At 33.7% G+C, this 14,824-nt stretch carries 16 protein-coding genes, 1 tRNA gene and 3 pseudogenes; 8 read left to right on the forward strand and 12 right to left on the reverse strand.

The window, feature by feature from the left end:
• Positions 1-93: 93 nt before the first annotated feature.
• A pseudogene (locus wTpre_RS02975) lies at positions 94-213 on the forward strand (DNA-3-methyladenine glycosylase); the annotation flags it as partial.
• A gap of 589 nt (positions 214-802) precedes the next feature.
• Here the strand turns inward: wTpre_RS02975 and wTpre_RS02980 are convergent.
• Complete coding sequence (locus tag wTpre_RS02980) at positions 803-1,822, reverse strand: Mrp/NBP35 family ATP-binding protein (protein ID WP_068652621.1); 1,020 nt, start codon at positions 1,820-1,822, stop codon at positions 803-805.
• Between the two features lie 275 nt (positions 1,823-2,097).
• On the opposite strand from wTpre_RS02980, the gene wTpre_RS02985 reads away from it, so the two are divergent.
• The gene (locus wTpre_RS02985; protein WP_458695167.1) at positions 2,098-2,640 is read left to right on the forward strand and encodes a WD_0033/WD_0034 family tandem repeat-containing protein; all 543 of its coding nucleotides are present in this window, start codon (positions 2,098-2,100) and stop codon (positions 2,638-2,640) included.
• 202 nt (positions 2,641-2,842) lie between these two features.
• Here the strand turns inward: wTpre_RS02985 and wTpre_RS02990 are convergent.
• Positions 2,843-3,223 (reverse strand): annotated as a pseudogene (locus wTpre_RS02990) (IS4-like element ISWosp8 family transposase); the annotation flags it as partial.
• 509 nt (positions 3,224-3,732) lie between these two features.
• Between wTpre_RS02990 and wTpre_RS07490 the strand changes: the two are divergent.
• Positions 3,733-4,470 (forward strand): annotated as a pseudogene (locus tag wTpre_RS07490) (ankyrin repeat domain-containing protein).
• A 102-nt stretch (positions 4,471-4,572) separates the two neighbouring features.
• Here the strand turns inward: wTpre_RS07490 and tyrS are convergent.
• Together tyrS and rsfS are read right to left on the reverse strand one after the other, a co-directional pair.
• Positions 4,573-5,835, reverse strand: coding sequence for a tyrosine--tRNA ligase (tyrS, locus tag wTpre_RS03000; protein ID WP_068651862.1), 1,263 nt, complete (start codon positions 5,833-5,835; stop codon positions 4,573-4,575).
• Between the two features lie 232 nt (positions 5,836-6,067).
• Positions 6,068-6,385 (reverse strand): ribosome silencing factor, encoded by a 318-nt coding sequence (gene rsfS / locus wTpre_RS03005; protein WP_068651864.1) that lies wholly within the window; start codon positions 6,383-6,385, stop codon positions 6,068-6,070.
• A gap of 313 nt (positions 6,386-6,698) precedes the next feature.
• On the opposite strand from rsfS, the gene wTpre_RS03010 reads away from it, so the two are divergent.
• The 3 genes from wTpre_RS03010 to wTpre_RS03020 are packed head-to-tail and all read left to right on the forward strand — an operon-like array spanning position 6,699 to position 8,368.
• Positions 6,699-7,109, forward strand: coding sequence for a hypothetical protein (locus tag wTpre_RS03010; RefSeq protein ID WP_245609342.1), 411 nt, complete (start codon positions 6,699-6,701; stop codon positions 7,107-7,109).
• A complete protein-coding gene (locus wTpre_RS03015) occupies positions 7,102-7,590 on the forward strand; it encodes an RNA pyrophosphohydrolase (RefSeq protein WP_068651866.1) in 489 nt (162 codons plus the stop codon). Before wTpre_RS03010 ends, wTpre_RS03015 begins: the two co-directional genes overlap by 8 nt.
• Positions 7,580-8,368, forward strand: coding sequence for a TatD family hydrolase (locus tag wTpre_RS03020; protein WP_068651868.1), 789 nt, complete (start codon positions 7,580-7,582; stop codon positions 8,366-8,368). Before wTpre_RS03015 ends, wTpre_RS03020 begins: the two co-directional genes overlap by 11 nt.
• A gap of 5 nt (positions 8,369-8,373) precedes the next feature.
• Here wTpre_RS03020 and mdh read toward each other — a convergent pair whose 3' ends face one another.
• From mdh to wTpre_RS03055, 7 genes are read right to left on the reverse strand one after another with little or no spacing between them, the layout of a single operon-like run.
• Entirely contained in the window at positions 8,374-9,318 is a 945-nt protein-coding gene (mdh, locus tag wTpre_RS03025; protein WP_068651870.1) for a malate dehydrogenase, read from the reverse strand.
• 3 nt (positions 9,319-9,321) lie between these two features.
• Positions 9,322-9,897, reverse strand: coding sequence for an NADH-quinone oxidoreductase subunit C (locus tag wTpre_RS03030; RefSeq protein WP_068651872.1), 576 nt, complete (start codon positions 9,895-9,897; stop codon positions 9,322-9,324).
• A 1-nt stretch (position 9,898) separates the two neighbouring features.
• The gene (locus wTpre_RS03035) at positions 9,899-10,402 is read right to left on the reverse strand and encodes a NuoB/complex I 20 kDa subunit family protein (protein ID WP_068651874.1); all 504 of its coding nucleotides are present in this window, start codon (positions 10,400-10,402) and stop codon (positions 9,899-9,901) included.
• A complete protein-coding gene (gene ndhC / locus wTpre_RS03040; RefSeq protein WP_068651876.1) occupies positions 10,393-10,746 on the reverse strand; it encodes an NADH-quinone oxidoreductase subunit A in 354 nt (117 codons plus the stop codon). The genes wTpre_RS03035 and ndhC overlap by 10 nt, the downstream gene beginning before the upstream one ends.
• 17 nt (positions 10,747-10,763) lie before the next feature.
• Positions 10,764-11,132 (reverse strand): HIT domain-containing protein, encoded by a 369-nt coding sequence (locus tag wTpre_RS03045; RefSeq protein ID WP_068651878.1) that lies wholly within the window; start codon positions 11,130-11,132, stop codon positions 10,764-10,766.
• Between the two features lie 6 nt (positions 11,133-11,138).
• The gene (locus wTpre_RS03050) at positions 11,139-11,420 is read right to left on the reverse strand and encodes a hypothetical protein (protein WP_068651880.1); all 282 of its coding nucleotides are present in this window, start codon (positions 11,418-11,420) and stop codon (positions 11,139-11,141) included.
• A gap of 3 nt (positions 11,421-11,423) precedes the next feature.
• Entirely contained in the window at positions 11,424-12,158 is a 735-nt protein-coding gene (locus tag wTpre_RS03055) for a hypothetical protein (protein ID WP_068651882.1), read from the reverse strand.
• Between the two features lie 184 nt (positions 12,159-12,342).
• On the opposite strand from wTpre_RS03055, the gene wTpre_RS03060 reads away from it, so the two are divergent.
• Positions 12,343-13,719: a UDP-N-acetylmuramoyl-tripeptide--D-alanyl-D-alanine ligase gene (locus wTpre_RS03060; RefSeq protein WP_068651884.1), complete on the forward strand. Its 1,377-nt coding sequence runs from the start codon at positions 12,343-12,345 to the stop codon at positions 13,717-13,719.
• Positions 13,720-13,767: 48 nt separating this feature from the next.
• Positions 13,768-14,718, forward strand: a complete 951-nt coding sequence (locus tag wTpre_RS03065; RefSeq protein WP_179945504.1) for a complex I NDUFA9 subunit family protein — start codon at positions 13,768-13,770, stop codon at positions 14,716-14,718.
• 8 nt (positions 14,719-14,726) lie between these two features.
• Here the strand turns inward: wTpre_RS03065 and wTpre_RS03070 are convergent.
• Positions 14,727-14,800 (reverse strand) — tRNA-Arg (locus wTpre_RS03070).
• Positions 14,801-14,824: the final 24 nt, after the last annotated feature.

Below are 14,824 nucleotides of genomic sequence, written 5' to 3' on the forward strand. Positions count from 1 at the left end.
TGCCTATTCTACAACTAAATTCGTTAGTAGTCATATATTGAAAAGCTTTTCTTCTTACAATAACCTCTACCAACACTAGCTATTCAACAAAGCCAACCAGATTATGTGTGCACTCCAAGAATCGTAATTAGTAAAGGCAAGGAGAAATTTTGGCAATTTAAAAGTTGCGTTTTAGCAGACATGCCTAAAATCACACTCAACAATAAATATTAGACCTCCTGCATAAACTAGATAAAAAGGCAAATAGCCTTTTATTTTTACTAACAATAGACTTCTTGGATAACCTAAGGACATTTTTTGTCTTCTATGGGGAAGTTGAATATTCCCTTTTTATAAAACTTTTGCATACTCCTATCTAACTTTAATAGCTCTTTATCTTCCTAAAATCTCGATATTTTATCAATGCATCTTCTATTCAGCCGTTAGCAAGAACTTTCACTTATTCCACAGCTTTACGCTTTATGGAAAAATGTACGGTATTTACACAAATATTCGAGTGCTATTAATAAATATATTTGCTTTTCCTCCTCTTGCCTTTTTCTTGGCCTCTTCCTCTATTAAAATTTCTATTATTTTCCAATGTTTCTCTTTTTACTCCTCTTAGTCTTCGAAGCTTCTCTTCATCATGTTTACTTACCTGCTCACAATTTATACCTTCCCTAATATTGCTTCTACTACTTATTTCTCAAGTTATCCAAGAAGTCTATTGTCTGTCCAGATACGAGGTAGCTGCTGCCATTTGAAATATTTTATTCACCTAAAATTACATTCTACCTATTTTAAAAGTAGTTTAAAAAAAACTTTATAGACTGCATACAAAAGACCTAACATCTTTAGCAATGCTTTCATAAATCCTTACTAAATCCTCACTTAGTATTGAAGGATTTCCACAATCAGAAGCAATACATATTTGCGGATCTAGAGGAACTCTGCTCAAGAGTTTGACTCCCAGCTCTTCAGACATTTTTTTTGCACCACCTTTTCCAAATATGTGTATTTTTGAATTATCTTGAACAAAATAACTCATATTTTCCACAATGCCGATAATTGGCACGCTGAGTTTTGTGAACATATCATAAATTTTTTGTGCATCGATTAAAGCAAGCTCCTGTGGAGTTGAGACTATTATTGCTCCAGTTAAACTAAAATTCTCCATCAGACTTAAATGTACATCGCCAGTGCCAGGCGGTGTATCAATGATTAAATATTCTATATCAGACCACCTTATTCCCATAAGCAAATTGTAAAGTGCTTTTGTGATCATAGGTCCACGCCATATTACTGCGCGGTCCTTATCAATAAAATAGCCAATTGAAATAGTATAGAGACCATGTTTCTCTATAGGCATTGCTTTACCACTCTGTATTTCTGGTTTCAATTTCTCAGTGCCCAACATTTTAGGAATCGAAGGACCATATATATCTGCATCAACTAGCCCAACTTTATGTTTTAATTCTGCTAACGAAAGAGCTAGATTTAGTGCAACTGTCGACTTACCCACACCTCCCTTACCAGAAGCAACGACAATTATGTTTTTCACTCCTTCGATATGAAGTTTAGCTTTTTGTTGCCTAGCTTTTTTTTGACCAGTAGCAACTACAGTAACCTTTCCTACTCCCGGTATCGCCTTAACAGCCTGCTCACAATTTTTTCTTAATTCTTCATTTGGCTCAGCAACTTCAAGAGCAAAAGCAACATCTTTACCTTTAATAATAATTGAGGATACTACACCAACATTCTTACCACTTTTCTTCTCTATAACCTTTTTTAGGCTCTCTCTTACGGTTTCCTCATTAACCTGTGCAAATTTTTTCCAGAACATATGATGAATTTTTCTATTGGTGTATACTAACATAGAATAATTAAACTGCACTGACTTTAAAACGAGGTTACAAGAATATGCTAAATCATCAAAATTTAACACGAAAACAAAAAGATTTGTATTTTCAGCTAAAAAGATCCATATGGAATGGAAGGAGCATCAGTGATATCTTGGAAGCAGTTTCAGGAAATGATTTACTAAAAGTTCTTATCACTTGATATACTACACGATTTCCAACAGGTGGAGGACGCACTTTAACACTGCTTAGCCTAGCTATACATAGAGACAATAATGAATGTGTTAATTCTATTTTAGAACAAGCTCAAAACAGTGGTATACTGCAAGATATTCTTACTGCTCCAAATATTATAAATTATCAAGATGGTTTGATGTACAACTTAACATTGCTTGGCTTTGCCATACATTACAACAAAGAAAGATATGTTGATGTTATTTTAACAAAAGTCCAGGAAAATGGTATATTACAAGATATCCTTTCTTCTAGAAATATTGTACAGTATTTATATATTATAGCTTATACTTTAACGCCACTTAACTTTGCTATATATAAAGGCAATAACAAGTGTATCAATTCTATTTTTATACGAGCTCAAAATAGTGATACACTGCGAAATATCCTTACTTCTAAAGATATTGTGCAGCTTACAGGAGTAACGTATGTCATTAAACCACTTGCCTTTGCTATGTATAAAGGTAATAATAAGCGTGTCGATTCTATTTTAACACGAGTTCAAAATAGTGCCATGCTACAAGATACACTTACTGAAGTAAGTACTGTACTGTTTCTATATGGTTAATATACTTTGAATGCTTTTAAGCTAGCTGTAGTTGTTAATGAGAACAATGCTAGTATTAGAACTGCATCAGATAATTTATCTATTTCTTCTAGGTATGTTAGAGAAAATAGCAAGGTTAGTTAGTTTCTTAAGTAACTCTTTCTTGCAAGTACTACTTTTTTATGTATCTGTTCAGGAAATAGCGTTAACTTAAGAGAATAAATTAGCAAGCTCTCCTAGAGGCATGATGGCGTTTAGGCTTATCTACTTTATTGCAGCTATACAATCTTCACGTTAACTTTAGTGATTATACTTAAAAAGGGCTTGGAAATTTTTTGGTTCCAACAAGCACCTGATAAAGTTTCCGTCTCATTACACCAAATAAAACTGAAATTTAAACGATACTCAGCAATTTGATCTTGCTTCCAAGGCTCTTGTGCATCACACATATGAAGTATTGCACATGACCAAGTTTGCACAAAATTCTTGTTTCTAAATTTATCCCAGAAAAATTCTCTAATTCTCCTTCTACTTTGAGTCGTTTATAGCACTCCTCTATGTGAAACCTTAATAGATAAGCTTTACTGATATCCTCTTTATTGAAATAAAATAGAAACCAAAGGTCCTATTTTTTACAGTATTTTACTCCTTAACATCTTTCCTTAAGTTGACGCCATTGGGCTTTGTTGCATCGCTATCTATGATGGATAAAAGATAAAATGTAGAATATCAATAGCCTATTATTCTAGCATTTATAGTAAGGATAGTCAGTAAATATCTAAATTTAAGTAAAAGAAGTTTTACTATCATTCACTAATCTAGCTAGAACTGAAGAGTTTTAATGCTTTAGCTATTTTAAGTAGAATTAAATTTACTAGTACAAACAATAAATTACTATTCTTAAATTTAATCAGATTGATTGCAAAAAATAAGATTTTCAATAAGCTGCTTGTATAGTTAGCCTTTCATAGATAGTGATGCAACAAAGCCCGATGGAATCTAGTTCATATTATATATTTATCTGATAAGTTCCATATATGTGGAATTTATTTAAATTGACTTCTTATCATATAATTAAATACATTATTGAAAATTAAAGGTAAGGTCATAGCAATGGAAATTTCAAGTTGGCACGAATTATTGAATTTAGTTAATGTTGACAAAGATTTAAGCAAAGATAACGTAATTGAAAAATACAAAATGAGCTAAAAAGATATTCAAAGGAATATGAAGAGTGGGAAAAGTCTGGCTTTGATATAAATTATGTGTTTAAAGATGGTGAAAAAGCGACTCTTTTGCACTTGGTGGCTTCCTTTAACCTAAAAAATATAGCGAAGGCTCTCATGGGAAAAAGGGCAAATGTTAATGAAAAAGATGTAAAAGGAGATACTCCTTTACATAATACTACTTATATAGCAAACGCTCTCATAGAAAAAGGTGCAAATGTTAATGCAATAAATATATGGAGAAGGACTCTTTTACACTATGCTGCTTTATTTCGCAGTATGGCCATAATAGATGCTCTTGTAGAAAGAGGTGTCAATGTTAATGCAGTAGATATGTAAGGAAAGAATCCTTTATACTATCTTAATTGTCCAGCAATTAAGATGGGGTGGATTGCCGGTGGAGTAACTGCATTATTAGGTACTGCTATATCTATAGCACTTTTTACAGCAGGAGCAACTACAGCTGAGTTAATACCTTGTAGTTGTAGTGGTAGTTGCAATTACAGGAACAGCATTAATAGTTGGCAATGCTATATATAAATTGTCAAAGCCTGACACTCAAGTTGATAAACCAATCTCAGCAAATCGACAGCAAGAAACTGCTAGCGATAGCAGGGTTACCTAGCGATTCTGCCACAGTGTCATCTGCTTCAATGATATCCATTTGTCCCTATAGTTGTCTTTCCTTGGCTACCATATTTTGCTATTCTTCTGAACAGAGACAAATTTACTTTCTTACTTCACTCACTAAAATTTTAATATGGCGTTTCTTTCCTGCAGATAATTTGATAAATGGCTGACCTTCAAAGGTTTCAGAGTTTATTGTATAGTTAACATCGTTTATAGTATTATCATTAACTTTACATCCATTTCCCTGTATCAAACGCTTTGCCGCACCTTTTGAAGGTTCAAAACCGGTGTCATGAAGCAAGTCTATCAGGAGCATGCCATTTGCAACTTGTTCTCTTGTGAGAGTGTAACCAGAAAGCAATAAACTATCTTCATTTTCAAAAGCAGAGATTGCAGCAGATCGTGCAAGTTCAGCTTCTTTACAACCATGACATATTTTTGTCACTTCTGTTGCCAAGACCTTTTTTGCTTCATTTATTTCTTGATCCCTCAAGGACTCTAGTTTTTTAATTTCATCAGTTGGTAAATCAGTGAAAAGTCTCAAGAAACGACCAATATCTTGATCATCAACATTGCGAAAATATTGCCAATAGTCATAAGAACTTAGCATGCTGCCATCAAGCCATACTGCCCCACTTTCAGTTTTGCCCATCTTTTTTCCTTGTGCGTTTAATAAAAGAGATGTGGTAAGACCAAACAGCTCAGGTAAATTTAACTTTTTGCTAAGTTCAATTCCGTTTACTATATTTCCCCATTGGTCTGACCCTCCAATCTGGAGACGACAGCCATACTTTTTATTCAACTCGACAAAATCATAGGCTTGTAACAACATGTAATTAAACTCGAGAAAGCTTAGATTTTGCTCCCTATCTAGCCTAATTTTCACACCATCAAAGCCTAACATGCGATTTACAGAAAAATGTGTCCCTATATCACGCAAAAAGTCTATATATTTTATGCTATCTAACCAATCTGCGTTGTTTACTATGATTGCACCAGTTTTTCCAAAATCGAAAGATATCATCTTCTCAAGGGTTTTCTTTATACCAAGTATATTTTGATTGATATCTTCTATCGGCAAGACGCTTCTTGCTCTGTCTTTACCAGATGGGTCACCAATTTTTGTTGTGCCACCTCCAAGTAGAACTATTGGCTTATAACCGAATTTTTGTAGGTGACGGAGCATCATGATTTGAATGAGACTGCCAATATGCAAACTTGGTGCCGTACAATCAAACCCAATGTACGCAATTATATAATTATCTTGTGATAATAGCTGGTCTAACCTACCAATGTTTGTACATTGATATAGGTATCCTCTTTCTTGAATGAAGTTTAAAAACTCGGATTTATGTTTCATAATATGTTATTTTGTGTGTAAACGGTGTTGTTAAAGATGGCGTCATTCCGGTACTTGATGCTGGAATCCAGTTTATTATGAAATTTCATCAAAAATGTTGTATAGTGTGCTCGTTTATGATTAAGTTTTCTAGATTCCAGTGTCAAGCACTGGAATGACACCACCAACTTCATAGGGTTTCCTTCAAAATTACTACAACATTTGAGCAAGTGTATACCAGCTACCTGGATAATCAATTCCATAACTCTTCTATCTTATAATATTCTCTTACTTCTGGCCTGAATAGGTGAACCATTATACCTTGAAAATTCACAATCACCCAGTTACCTTCATCCATACCTTCTACATCTATTTTATCATATTGCTTGAGATTTTTCATCACGTGCTCAGCTAATGCTTTTACATGGCGGCTCGAATCACCGGATGCAATGATCATATATTTTGCAATGACAGTTTTATTCTGTACATCAAAAGTAACTATATCTTGACCTTTGTTTTGGTCTATTACATCTACAATTGTATTTTTTATTGATTCTGTATCACCACTCATTATTCTAAATAATATAACTTATCTGTAATGATACACCCAAAATTTCTGAATACGAACTATTTTGATATGTTTCTAGTGTAACGTTTATAATACATACATTTGTAATATATGATAGTTTTCTGATGGTATGATCATTTATTTAATCGGATTCCGGGTGGTGGCAAACTTACAATTGCAAAAGAGCTGTGTAATATTATTGATGTGGTGATAGTGGACAATAACCCGTTTAATAATATTAAATTTGATATGATTGATTTCAGAAACGCTGAGGTTACAAGTAAAATATGGAAGAATTTTTGTGATTAGAGAGAATATGTTAGCAATATTGGAAAAATACCATATAGAATCAAAGCATTATATATTTACAAACGAATTGATAAAAGGTGATTCCTATGATCAAAAAGTATATAACTCGGTGGTGAATTTAAGTAAAAAAATGAACGTGGAGATTCTCCCTGTGGTGTTATATTGTAATAGTGGGGAACTAGTAAAGCACGTTCAATTAAAGGAAAGAGATCAGGAGAGAAAAATTACTGATTCAGATTTTGCTATGAGAAGAATTAAAGGAAAGAAACTATTTATGCCTCAAGGTTCACTTGAAATTGATAACTCAAACTTAAGCGCAAAAGAAGTTGCAAAAAAAATCGTTGAAAAAATGAATAGTAAAAAAGTAGTTGGAACTTCTATGATAGATAATTTAGCAATAGAGAGTATTTGTGATTAGTGAGGAGAAAGAGTATCGCCCTTGTGTTGGCATAATGTTATTTAACAAACAGGGAAATGTTTTTATTGGAAAACGTTTTGATAGTGACTCTTATTGGCAGATACCACAAGGAGGAGTTGATGAAGGTGAAGAGCTAGAGCAGGCAGCGCTACGTGAGCTATTGGAGGAAATTGGTACTGATGAAGCAGAAGTTGTAGCTCAAAATAAAGAGTGGATATATTACAACTTACCCGAGGAAGTTATACCGATATGCTGGAATGGGAGATATTCTGGCCAAAAGCAAAGGTGGTTCTTGATGAAATTTCGTGGGAAGGATAAGGATATTAATATTAACTATGCTGATCATCCAGAGTTCAAAGAGTGGCGTTGGCAAAATGTGGATGATTTGGTAGCCAGTGCCATACCGTTCAAAAAAGAAGTTTATAAAAAAGTGATAGAAGAGTTTTCTTCTATCATAAAAGGATCTATTTATGATAGTTGATTCTCATTGTCATCTAACTTATTTTTCTGATGATGAAATACCAAAGTTAATTTCAAGAGCAGGGCAAAATGGTGTGAGAATTTTGCATAACATATGTATAAGCATTAATGATATCCCTAGATTATTAAAAATTTCTTCATCCTATGATCAAGTCTACTACTCCGTTGGTATACATCCGCTTGATACTAATGTGGAAAAAGGTGAGTATATAAATGCTGATGAATTGATTGAATTTACTAAGGGCAAAAAGGTAATTAGTATCGGTGAAACTGGATTAGATTTTTATAAATCTGATAACAAAAGCAATCAAAAAAAAAGTTTTGCATTACATATAGAAGCGACAAAAGTAACAGGATTACCTTTAGTTATTCACACTAGGAATGCTGATAGTGAGATGATTGATATGTTAAATTCAGAAATGAAGAAGGACGCTTTTAGTGGAGTAATGCATTGCTTTGCTTCTTCTAAAGAGCTTGCTTATAAAGCTATGGACCTGGGATTATACATTTCATTTTCTGGAATCATTACTTTTAAAAATGCGAACTTACTAAGAGAAATTGCACAAAATGTGCCACGTGAGCGTGTTTTAGTTGAAACTGATACACCTTATCTATCTCCTGAGCCTTACAGAGGAAGAAAAAATGAACCGGCAATGGCGAAATATGTTGTGAATTGTTTAGCAGAATTATGGAACGAATCGTCGGAACAAGTAGCAAAAATAACTACAAATAATTTTTTTAGACTGTTTTCGAAGCTTGAGCTCAAAGAAATTCTATAGGGCAATTAATTTAGCTGACAGAGCTCTTTTACTGCACTTACAGATTTATAAAACATCTCTTGCTCACTATCGTTCATTTTAACTTCTAGAACTTTCTCAACTCCATTTTTCCCAATAACAGTAGGAACACCAATGAATAAGTCTTTCACACCATATTCACCATTAAGATAAGCAGCGCATGGTAATATACGCCTTTTATCTTTTAAGTATGATTCTATCATGCTTATGGCTGAAGACGCAGGAGCATAGTATGCAGATCCAGATTTAAGTAGATCAACTATTTCTTTTCCACCATTACGAGTGCGCTCAACTATTTCATCAACTTTTCCTCGCGCAATCAAACCCATCTCAATGATTTGGGTAAGTGGAATGCCAGCAATTGAAGCATAATTGATTAGTGGTACCATAGTGTCACCATGTCCTCCAAGCACAAAAGCAGATACATCTTCGACAGAAATATTTAACTCACTTGCAAGAAAATAACGAAAACGAGCAGAGTCAAGCACTCCTGCCATACCAACAATCATATTAGTTGGCAAGTTTGAAGATTTGTATACTACTGAAACCATAGCATCTAAGGGATTGGTAACCACTATTACAAATGCGTTTGGAGAATGTTTTTTAATATTTTCCCCAACCTCTTTCATTACTGCAGCATTAGTTTGCAGAAGGTCATCTCTGCTCATTCCAGGTTTTCTGGCAATGCCAGCAGTTATTATAATTGCGTCAGAGTTTTTTATATCTTCATACCTATTTGTACCAGTAATATTGACATTAGATCGATCAATAGGAGATGATTCTGTAATGTCAAGTGCTTTACCTTGTGGTATTCCATCGCTTACATCAAGCAAAATAACATCTCCTAGCTCTCTTAGTGCAATCATATGGGCAAGAGTCCCACCGATATTGCCTGCACCAATCAAAGATATTTTTTTTCTTTGTGCTGTCATTTTCTACTCCTTTATATTTACTTTTGTTGCTTTACTACCTTCCCAAGGGGATAAGCTATCAAACATACGAAAATCTTGCGGTAAGTCTATAGGATTATATACAACCTTTTTTGCCTCTATATCGTATCTTACTTCCTCGTAGCCAGTGAGAGGAAAATCTTTTAACATTGGATGACCTTTGAATCCATAATCCGTTAAAATCCTACGTAAATCTGGGTGATTAGAAAACTCTACTCCATACATATCAAATACTTCACGCTCAAACCACGAAGCTGCGTTAAATATCTTTGCTGCACTTAGAGGTATATCACCTTCACATAACTGAAGCTTTACATGCACTCTGATATTGTGCACAAGGCTGAGCAAATTGTATATTAGCTCGAAACGTTTTTTTCTATCTGGGTAATCAACCCCAAAAACATCAACTAATAATTCAAGCCTACACTTTTCATCATCACGTAGAAAGAGTAAGTGATTTTCAATGTCATTCAAAGCTGAATATATTACAATAGTACCATCTTTTTTCTGAATACATTTACATGTAGTCTTTTTTTGTATGTATTTTGCAGTTTTATCCATGCTATATATTCTTAGTTCGTTTTATTTTATTTTGTAGACATAGCATTCCATACAGTAATGCCTCAGCAGTTGGAGGGCATCCAGGAACATATACATCAACTGGCACAATTCTATCACAACCACGGACTACTGAGTAAGAATAATGATAATAGCCACCGCCATTTGCACAACTTCCCATAGAAACGACGTACTTGGGGTCCGCCATTTGATCATAAACTTTACGCAATGCTGCTGCCATTTTATTAGTTAACGTGCCAGCAACAATCATAACATCTGCTTGCCTTGGGCTTGCACGAAAGATTATGCCGTATCTATCAAGATCATAACGACTGGATGCAGTGTGCATCATCTCTACTGCGCAACATGCAAGACCAAATGTCATTGGCCACAATGAACCAGACCTTGCCCAGTTCATTATATAATCCATTAAATCGCCAAATTTAGTGACAAGAAAACCTTCTTTTTTGTAACGATTCCAGTCGCTGTTAGATAAATTTACTCCCATTCCAACGCACCTTTACACCACTCATAAATAAAGCCTATAGTAAGTATAGTAAGGAATATCATCATAGACCAAAATCCGTAGTAGCTTATTTTAGATAAAGAAACGGCCCAAGGAAAAAGAAAAACAATTTCTAAATCGAATATTATGAATAATATTGCAACCAAGTAAAATTTTATGTCGAAACTTTTTCTGGCTCTTGATAAAGGATTAAAGCCACACTCATATGTAGAAAGCTTTTCTCCATCTGGGTTACTGACTGCAAGAAACATAGGCAACACACCCAAAGTAAAGGATAATGCAATTGATGCACAGATAAAAACTAATATGGTTAAATATTCACTCATTTAAAAAACATATAACATTATGAACTTACATGCTTTCCTAATCTTTTACCACCTAAAATATGTATGTGAAAGTGCGGTATAACTTGCTCTCCATCTTTACCGTGATTAGTAACTAATCTATATCCTGTTTTTTCCAAGTTATATTTATGTGCTATTTCTCTAACAGTTTTAAAAAAACTTACTATTTCCTCTTCAGAAGCTTTCAGAGCAAAATCATCGTATGAAACGTATTGACCTTTTGGTATAACCAGAATATGAACTGGTGCATCAGGATACTTATCACGAAAAGCTAGCACGTTCTCATCTTTATGTACTTCCTCATAAGACAACTCACCTCTCAATATCTTAGCAAAGATATTAGTGTCATCATAAGCTGTACTACCCATACTTTGTTAAATCCCTGGTCCTCTTCTATTTTGCTTACGATTTAGTGTAGAAGGTGGGCTTATTGCTGCTTCGCTAGAAGCATCTTCAAGACTTAAAACGTCTCTTGGCTGTATATCTTGTCTACGCAAAACCGACCCATAGTCCATTTGGTGTCTTTTTGAAAACTTTTCTATCCTATTTGCCCTTCTTGCAGCAATAACTTCTGGTTGTAAATGATACATATCTCCAGGAACAGTTAGGCTATGATACCTTTCCTCTATTTGAACTTCTTTCATAACACTCTCCACAATTTACTTCCCCCTACCTCTTATGCTTTCGCAACTTTCAAAATCTTGTTTAATAGCTTTTTGCCAATTACTTAAAATTTTCTCTGATGATTTTTCCTTATCCATAGGCCTTACAACTTCCTGTGACTTATGCTTTTTATTAGCATATCCACTATACAACTTTTCTGCAATACCATACAGCAATTTCCGATCTGTGTGAACTTTAAACTCTCCACTAGTAATTTTTGCCAAATTTTTAAGATCACAATCAATCTTATCATAAATTCCCTCAAGAGCGTACTTTTTCATTACTTTTTCATCCATAACTGGATTTTTATCTTTTATTTCTTGGATAATCTTTTCAACATCAACTTCAATTACAATTTTGTTTTCTTCTCTAAAAATAGTTATATTGGGCAGATCTTCCCTTATTTCATCTAATTTCTCTGGAATCAAGCAAGGTATATCCCCCGTCAAAGCTCTTGACGCTAAAAAACTCACCTTACCTTTTTCTTGTTTTGTTATTTGTATGCCAAGGTACCTACTAGCTTCTGTAGTTTTTACAGGTGGTTCATATTTCTCTTCTTCTTTAGGTACATCACTCACAGCGTTTTTTAATGAAATTTTAGCATCATGCTTCATTTCATCAATTGAAGTAAACGGTTTCTTTACAGGATAAATAAGCGCTTTAGGCACAAGAAAAAACACTCCTTTTATCTTAGCCATAATAGACTTTTTATTTGATTCATCTTTTGCCATACATACCTCCAAGTGACTTTCTACAGTCAGGTGGTAAAATACACCCAATTATAGACAAAAACATTTAAGCTTGTACATCTACAATAAGATGAAATGATAGAAATAGCAATCATTATTTTTACATTACCAAAGTATGTAGTACTTTTGCTGCTTTTCTTGTTCAAATTACCTTTAAAGATAAATTATGTTTAAATGGAACGCAAATAATATTATTGATGCTACTGGCGGAAAAGGGCGGGGTGTTTGTAATTCGGTATATAGCTCAAATATTTCAACGGATACAAGAAGCATAAAAAAAGGTGATTTATTTATTGCTCTCAAGGGAAAGAAATTTGATGGGCATGATTTTCTACATGAAGCATTTTTAAAAGGAGCTGTTGCTGCAGTAGTAAGCGAAGATAAACATAGAAATTTTCCTCTAATTATTGTGCAAAATACTCTAAAAGCTTTGCATAATATGGCATCATATTACATTAGAAATATTCTTGTTAATGCTAAAGTTATCACAATTACAGGTAGTGTTGGGAAAACCACTACAAAAGATATGCTTAACACTGTTTTGTTGCATTATGGAGTATCTCATGTAAATGAAGGTAACTTGAATAATAATATAGGATTGCCTTTTACGATTCTAAAAGCGCCAGAAGACTGCCAGTACTTAATCCTTGAAATAGGAATGAGTAGAGCTGGTGAAATAAAAGAGTTATCGGAGATTAGCAATCCGGATATTGCAGTTATTACCAATATTGAACCTGCACATGTTGAAAATTTTTCATCTCTACTTGATATTGCACAAGCGAAATTAGAAATTCTACATGGTATGAAAAATAATGGTACTTTGGTTTTGAATAAGGATAATGAACATTATGATTATCTCTTATCAAATGCTAACAGAAATGTAGTAAACTTTGGTAAGAATGAAAGTGCTACTGTTCGTTTGTTAGACCTCATAAGAGACGATAATGGTCTAAATTTAAAAATCAAACTGAACAGCGGTCAAATTATGAACTGTAATTTACCTGTAAAAGGCGAACATTTTGCATACTCTGCATTAGTTATTACAGCAGTTTTGCAAAGTCTCGAACTTGATTTATCTAAATTACCACTAGTACTTGAGAATTTTACTGTAACAGAAGGTAGAGGTAATGTTCATCAAGCTAAATACAATGGAAAATTAGTATATTTGATTAACGACTCCTATAATGCTAACCCTACTTCAATGAGGGCTGCAATAAGAACTTTAGGTACATATTCTAATTTAAGAAAAGTGGCACTACTTGGCGATATGTTAGAACTTGGTAATGAAAGCATAGTATTTCATACAGAATTGCTTGACTCTATAGTAGAACAAAATGTGAATAAAGTTCATACGGTTGGTAAATTTATGTTAGAATTGAATAAACTTTTACCGGAGAATATAAAAGGCATGCATTTCGATGATTCTAACAAATTGAAAAGTAATTTAGCTAATATTGTTCAAGGTAATGATGTAATTTTAGTTAAAGGTTCTCATGGAATGAGAATGGACCTTATAATGCAGGAATTCACGATAGAATATTAAACAAAACTATTGTATTAATTTAAAGTTAAGTTATTGGGAGTTTTAACTGTGATAAAACGTATAGTTATTTTTGGTGGAACGGGATTTATAGGAAAACACATCGTAAGACGCTTGGCAGCGGCAGGGTATTTAATAAGAATATTTACTCGTGATCAGGAAAAAGCTGCTTGTCTGAAGTTATGTGGAAATTTAGGACAAATATCAATAATTGAAGGAGATTTTTTTAATGAACAATCAATTTTAGAAAGTATCGAGGGGTGTGATGTTGTTATAAATTTAGTAGGAATACTATATGAGACAAGAAAGCACGATTTCTATGACGTTCATGTTGGAGTAGCTGAAAGAATAGCAAAAGCTGCGCAAATAAAAAGTGTATACATGATGATACATTTTTCTGCCATGGGAATAGAAAATAGCAAGCTGTCAAGATACGCCCAAAGTAAATTAGGAGGTGAAAAAGCTGTAACTTCAGCATTTCAGGAAGCAATAATAATTAAGCCAAGTCTTGTATTCGGTAAAGAAGATAGTTTCTTCAATAAATTTGCAAGATTAGCAACAATTCTTCCTTTTTTGCCGTTAATCGGTAGTGGAATAACGAAATTTCAGCCGATATGTGTAACAAACTTAGCTGAAGTGGTATATCGTATTATCAGCCTTAATAAGCAAGATAAAAAAATTTATAATATAGGTGGACCAAAAGTTTACTCTTTTAAAAGCTTATTAAAGTTCATTCTGAATGTGACTAACAGAAAGTGTCTACTGATCAACGTACCTTTTCCAATGGCAAAATTGATAGCCTTTTTCTTAGAAAGTAAAGTTGTTTCTGTGCTGTTAAAACCTATAACCGGAGATACAAGCCCTATACTTACTCGAGATCAGGTGAAAGTTGTGATGAATAGTTCAATCAAAAAGTCAGATGATCTCGGAACAATGAAAATTAGACCACTAGCGATTGAAAATGTGGTACCAGAATACTTGAAAATCTATAGAAAGCGTTGATAGAATAATGTGCCCGGTAGGATTCGAACCTACGACCCACAGCTTAGAAGGCTGTTGCTCTATCCAACTGAGCTACGGGCACACATCGTATATAAAATGCTTCTTA

Origin of the sequence: Wolbachia endosymbiont of Trichogramma pretiosum (genome assembly GCF_001439985.1) — a bacterium.
Classification (GTDB): Bacteria; Pseudomonadota; Alphaproteobacteria; order Rickettsiales; family Anaplasmataceae; genus Wolbachia.

What these genes read in the sequence shown, in the direction of transcription:
- wTpre_RS03035 (WP_068651874.1), bottom strand. Translation starts at nt 10,402, where the DNA reads ATGGGAGTAAATTTATCTAACAGCGACTGGAATCGTTACAAAAAAGAA.
- wTpre_RS03060 (WP_068651884.1), top strand. Translation starts at nt 12,343, where the DNA reads ATGTTTAAATGGAACGCAAATAATATTATTGATGCTACTGGCGGAAAA.
- tyrS (WP_068651862.1), bottom strand. Translation starts at nt 5,835, where the DNA reads ATGAAACATAAATCCGAGTTTTTAAACTTCATTCAAGAAAGAGGATAC.
- mdh (WP_068651870.1), bottom strand. Translation starts at nt 9,318, where the DNA reads ATGACAGCACAAAGAAAAAAAATATCTTTGATTGGTGCAGGCAATATC.
- wTpre_RS02980 (WP_068652621.1), bottom strand. Translation starts at nt 1,822, where the DNA reads ATGTTCTGGAAAAAATTTGCACAGGTTAATGAGGAAACCGTAAGAGAG.
- rsfS (WP_068651864.1), bottom strand. Translation starts at nt 6,385, where the DNA reads ATGAGTGGTGATACAGAATCAATAAAAAATACAATTGTAGATGTAATA.
- ndhC (WP_068651876.1), bottom strand. Translation starts at nt 10,746, where the DNA reads ATGAGTGAATATTTAACCATATTAGTTTTTATCTGTGCATCAATTGCA.
- wTpre_RS03055 (WP_068651882.1), bottom strand. Translation starts at nt 12,158, where the DNA reads ATGGCAAAAGATGAATCAAATAAAAAGTCTATTATGGCTAAGATAAAA.
- wTpre_RS03045 (WP_068651878.1), bottom strand. Translation starts at nt 11,132, where the DNA reads ATGGGTAGTACAGCTTATGATGACACTAATATCTTTGCTAAGATATTG.
- wTpre_RS03010 (WP_245609342.1), top strand. Translation starts at nt 6,699, where the DNA reads ATGTTAGCAATATTGGAAAAATACCATATAGAATCAAAGCATTATATA.
- wTpre_RS03030 (WP_068651872.1), bottom strand. Translation starts at nt 9,897, where the DNA reads ATGGATAAAACTGCAAAATACATACAAAAAAAGACTACATGTAAATGT.
- wTpre_RS03020 (WP_068651868.1), top strand. Translation starts at nt 7,580, where the DNA reads ATGATAGTTGATTCTCATTGTCATCTAACTTATTTTTCTGATGATGAA.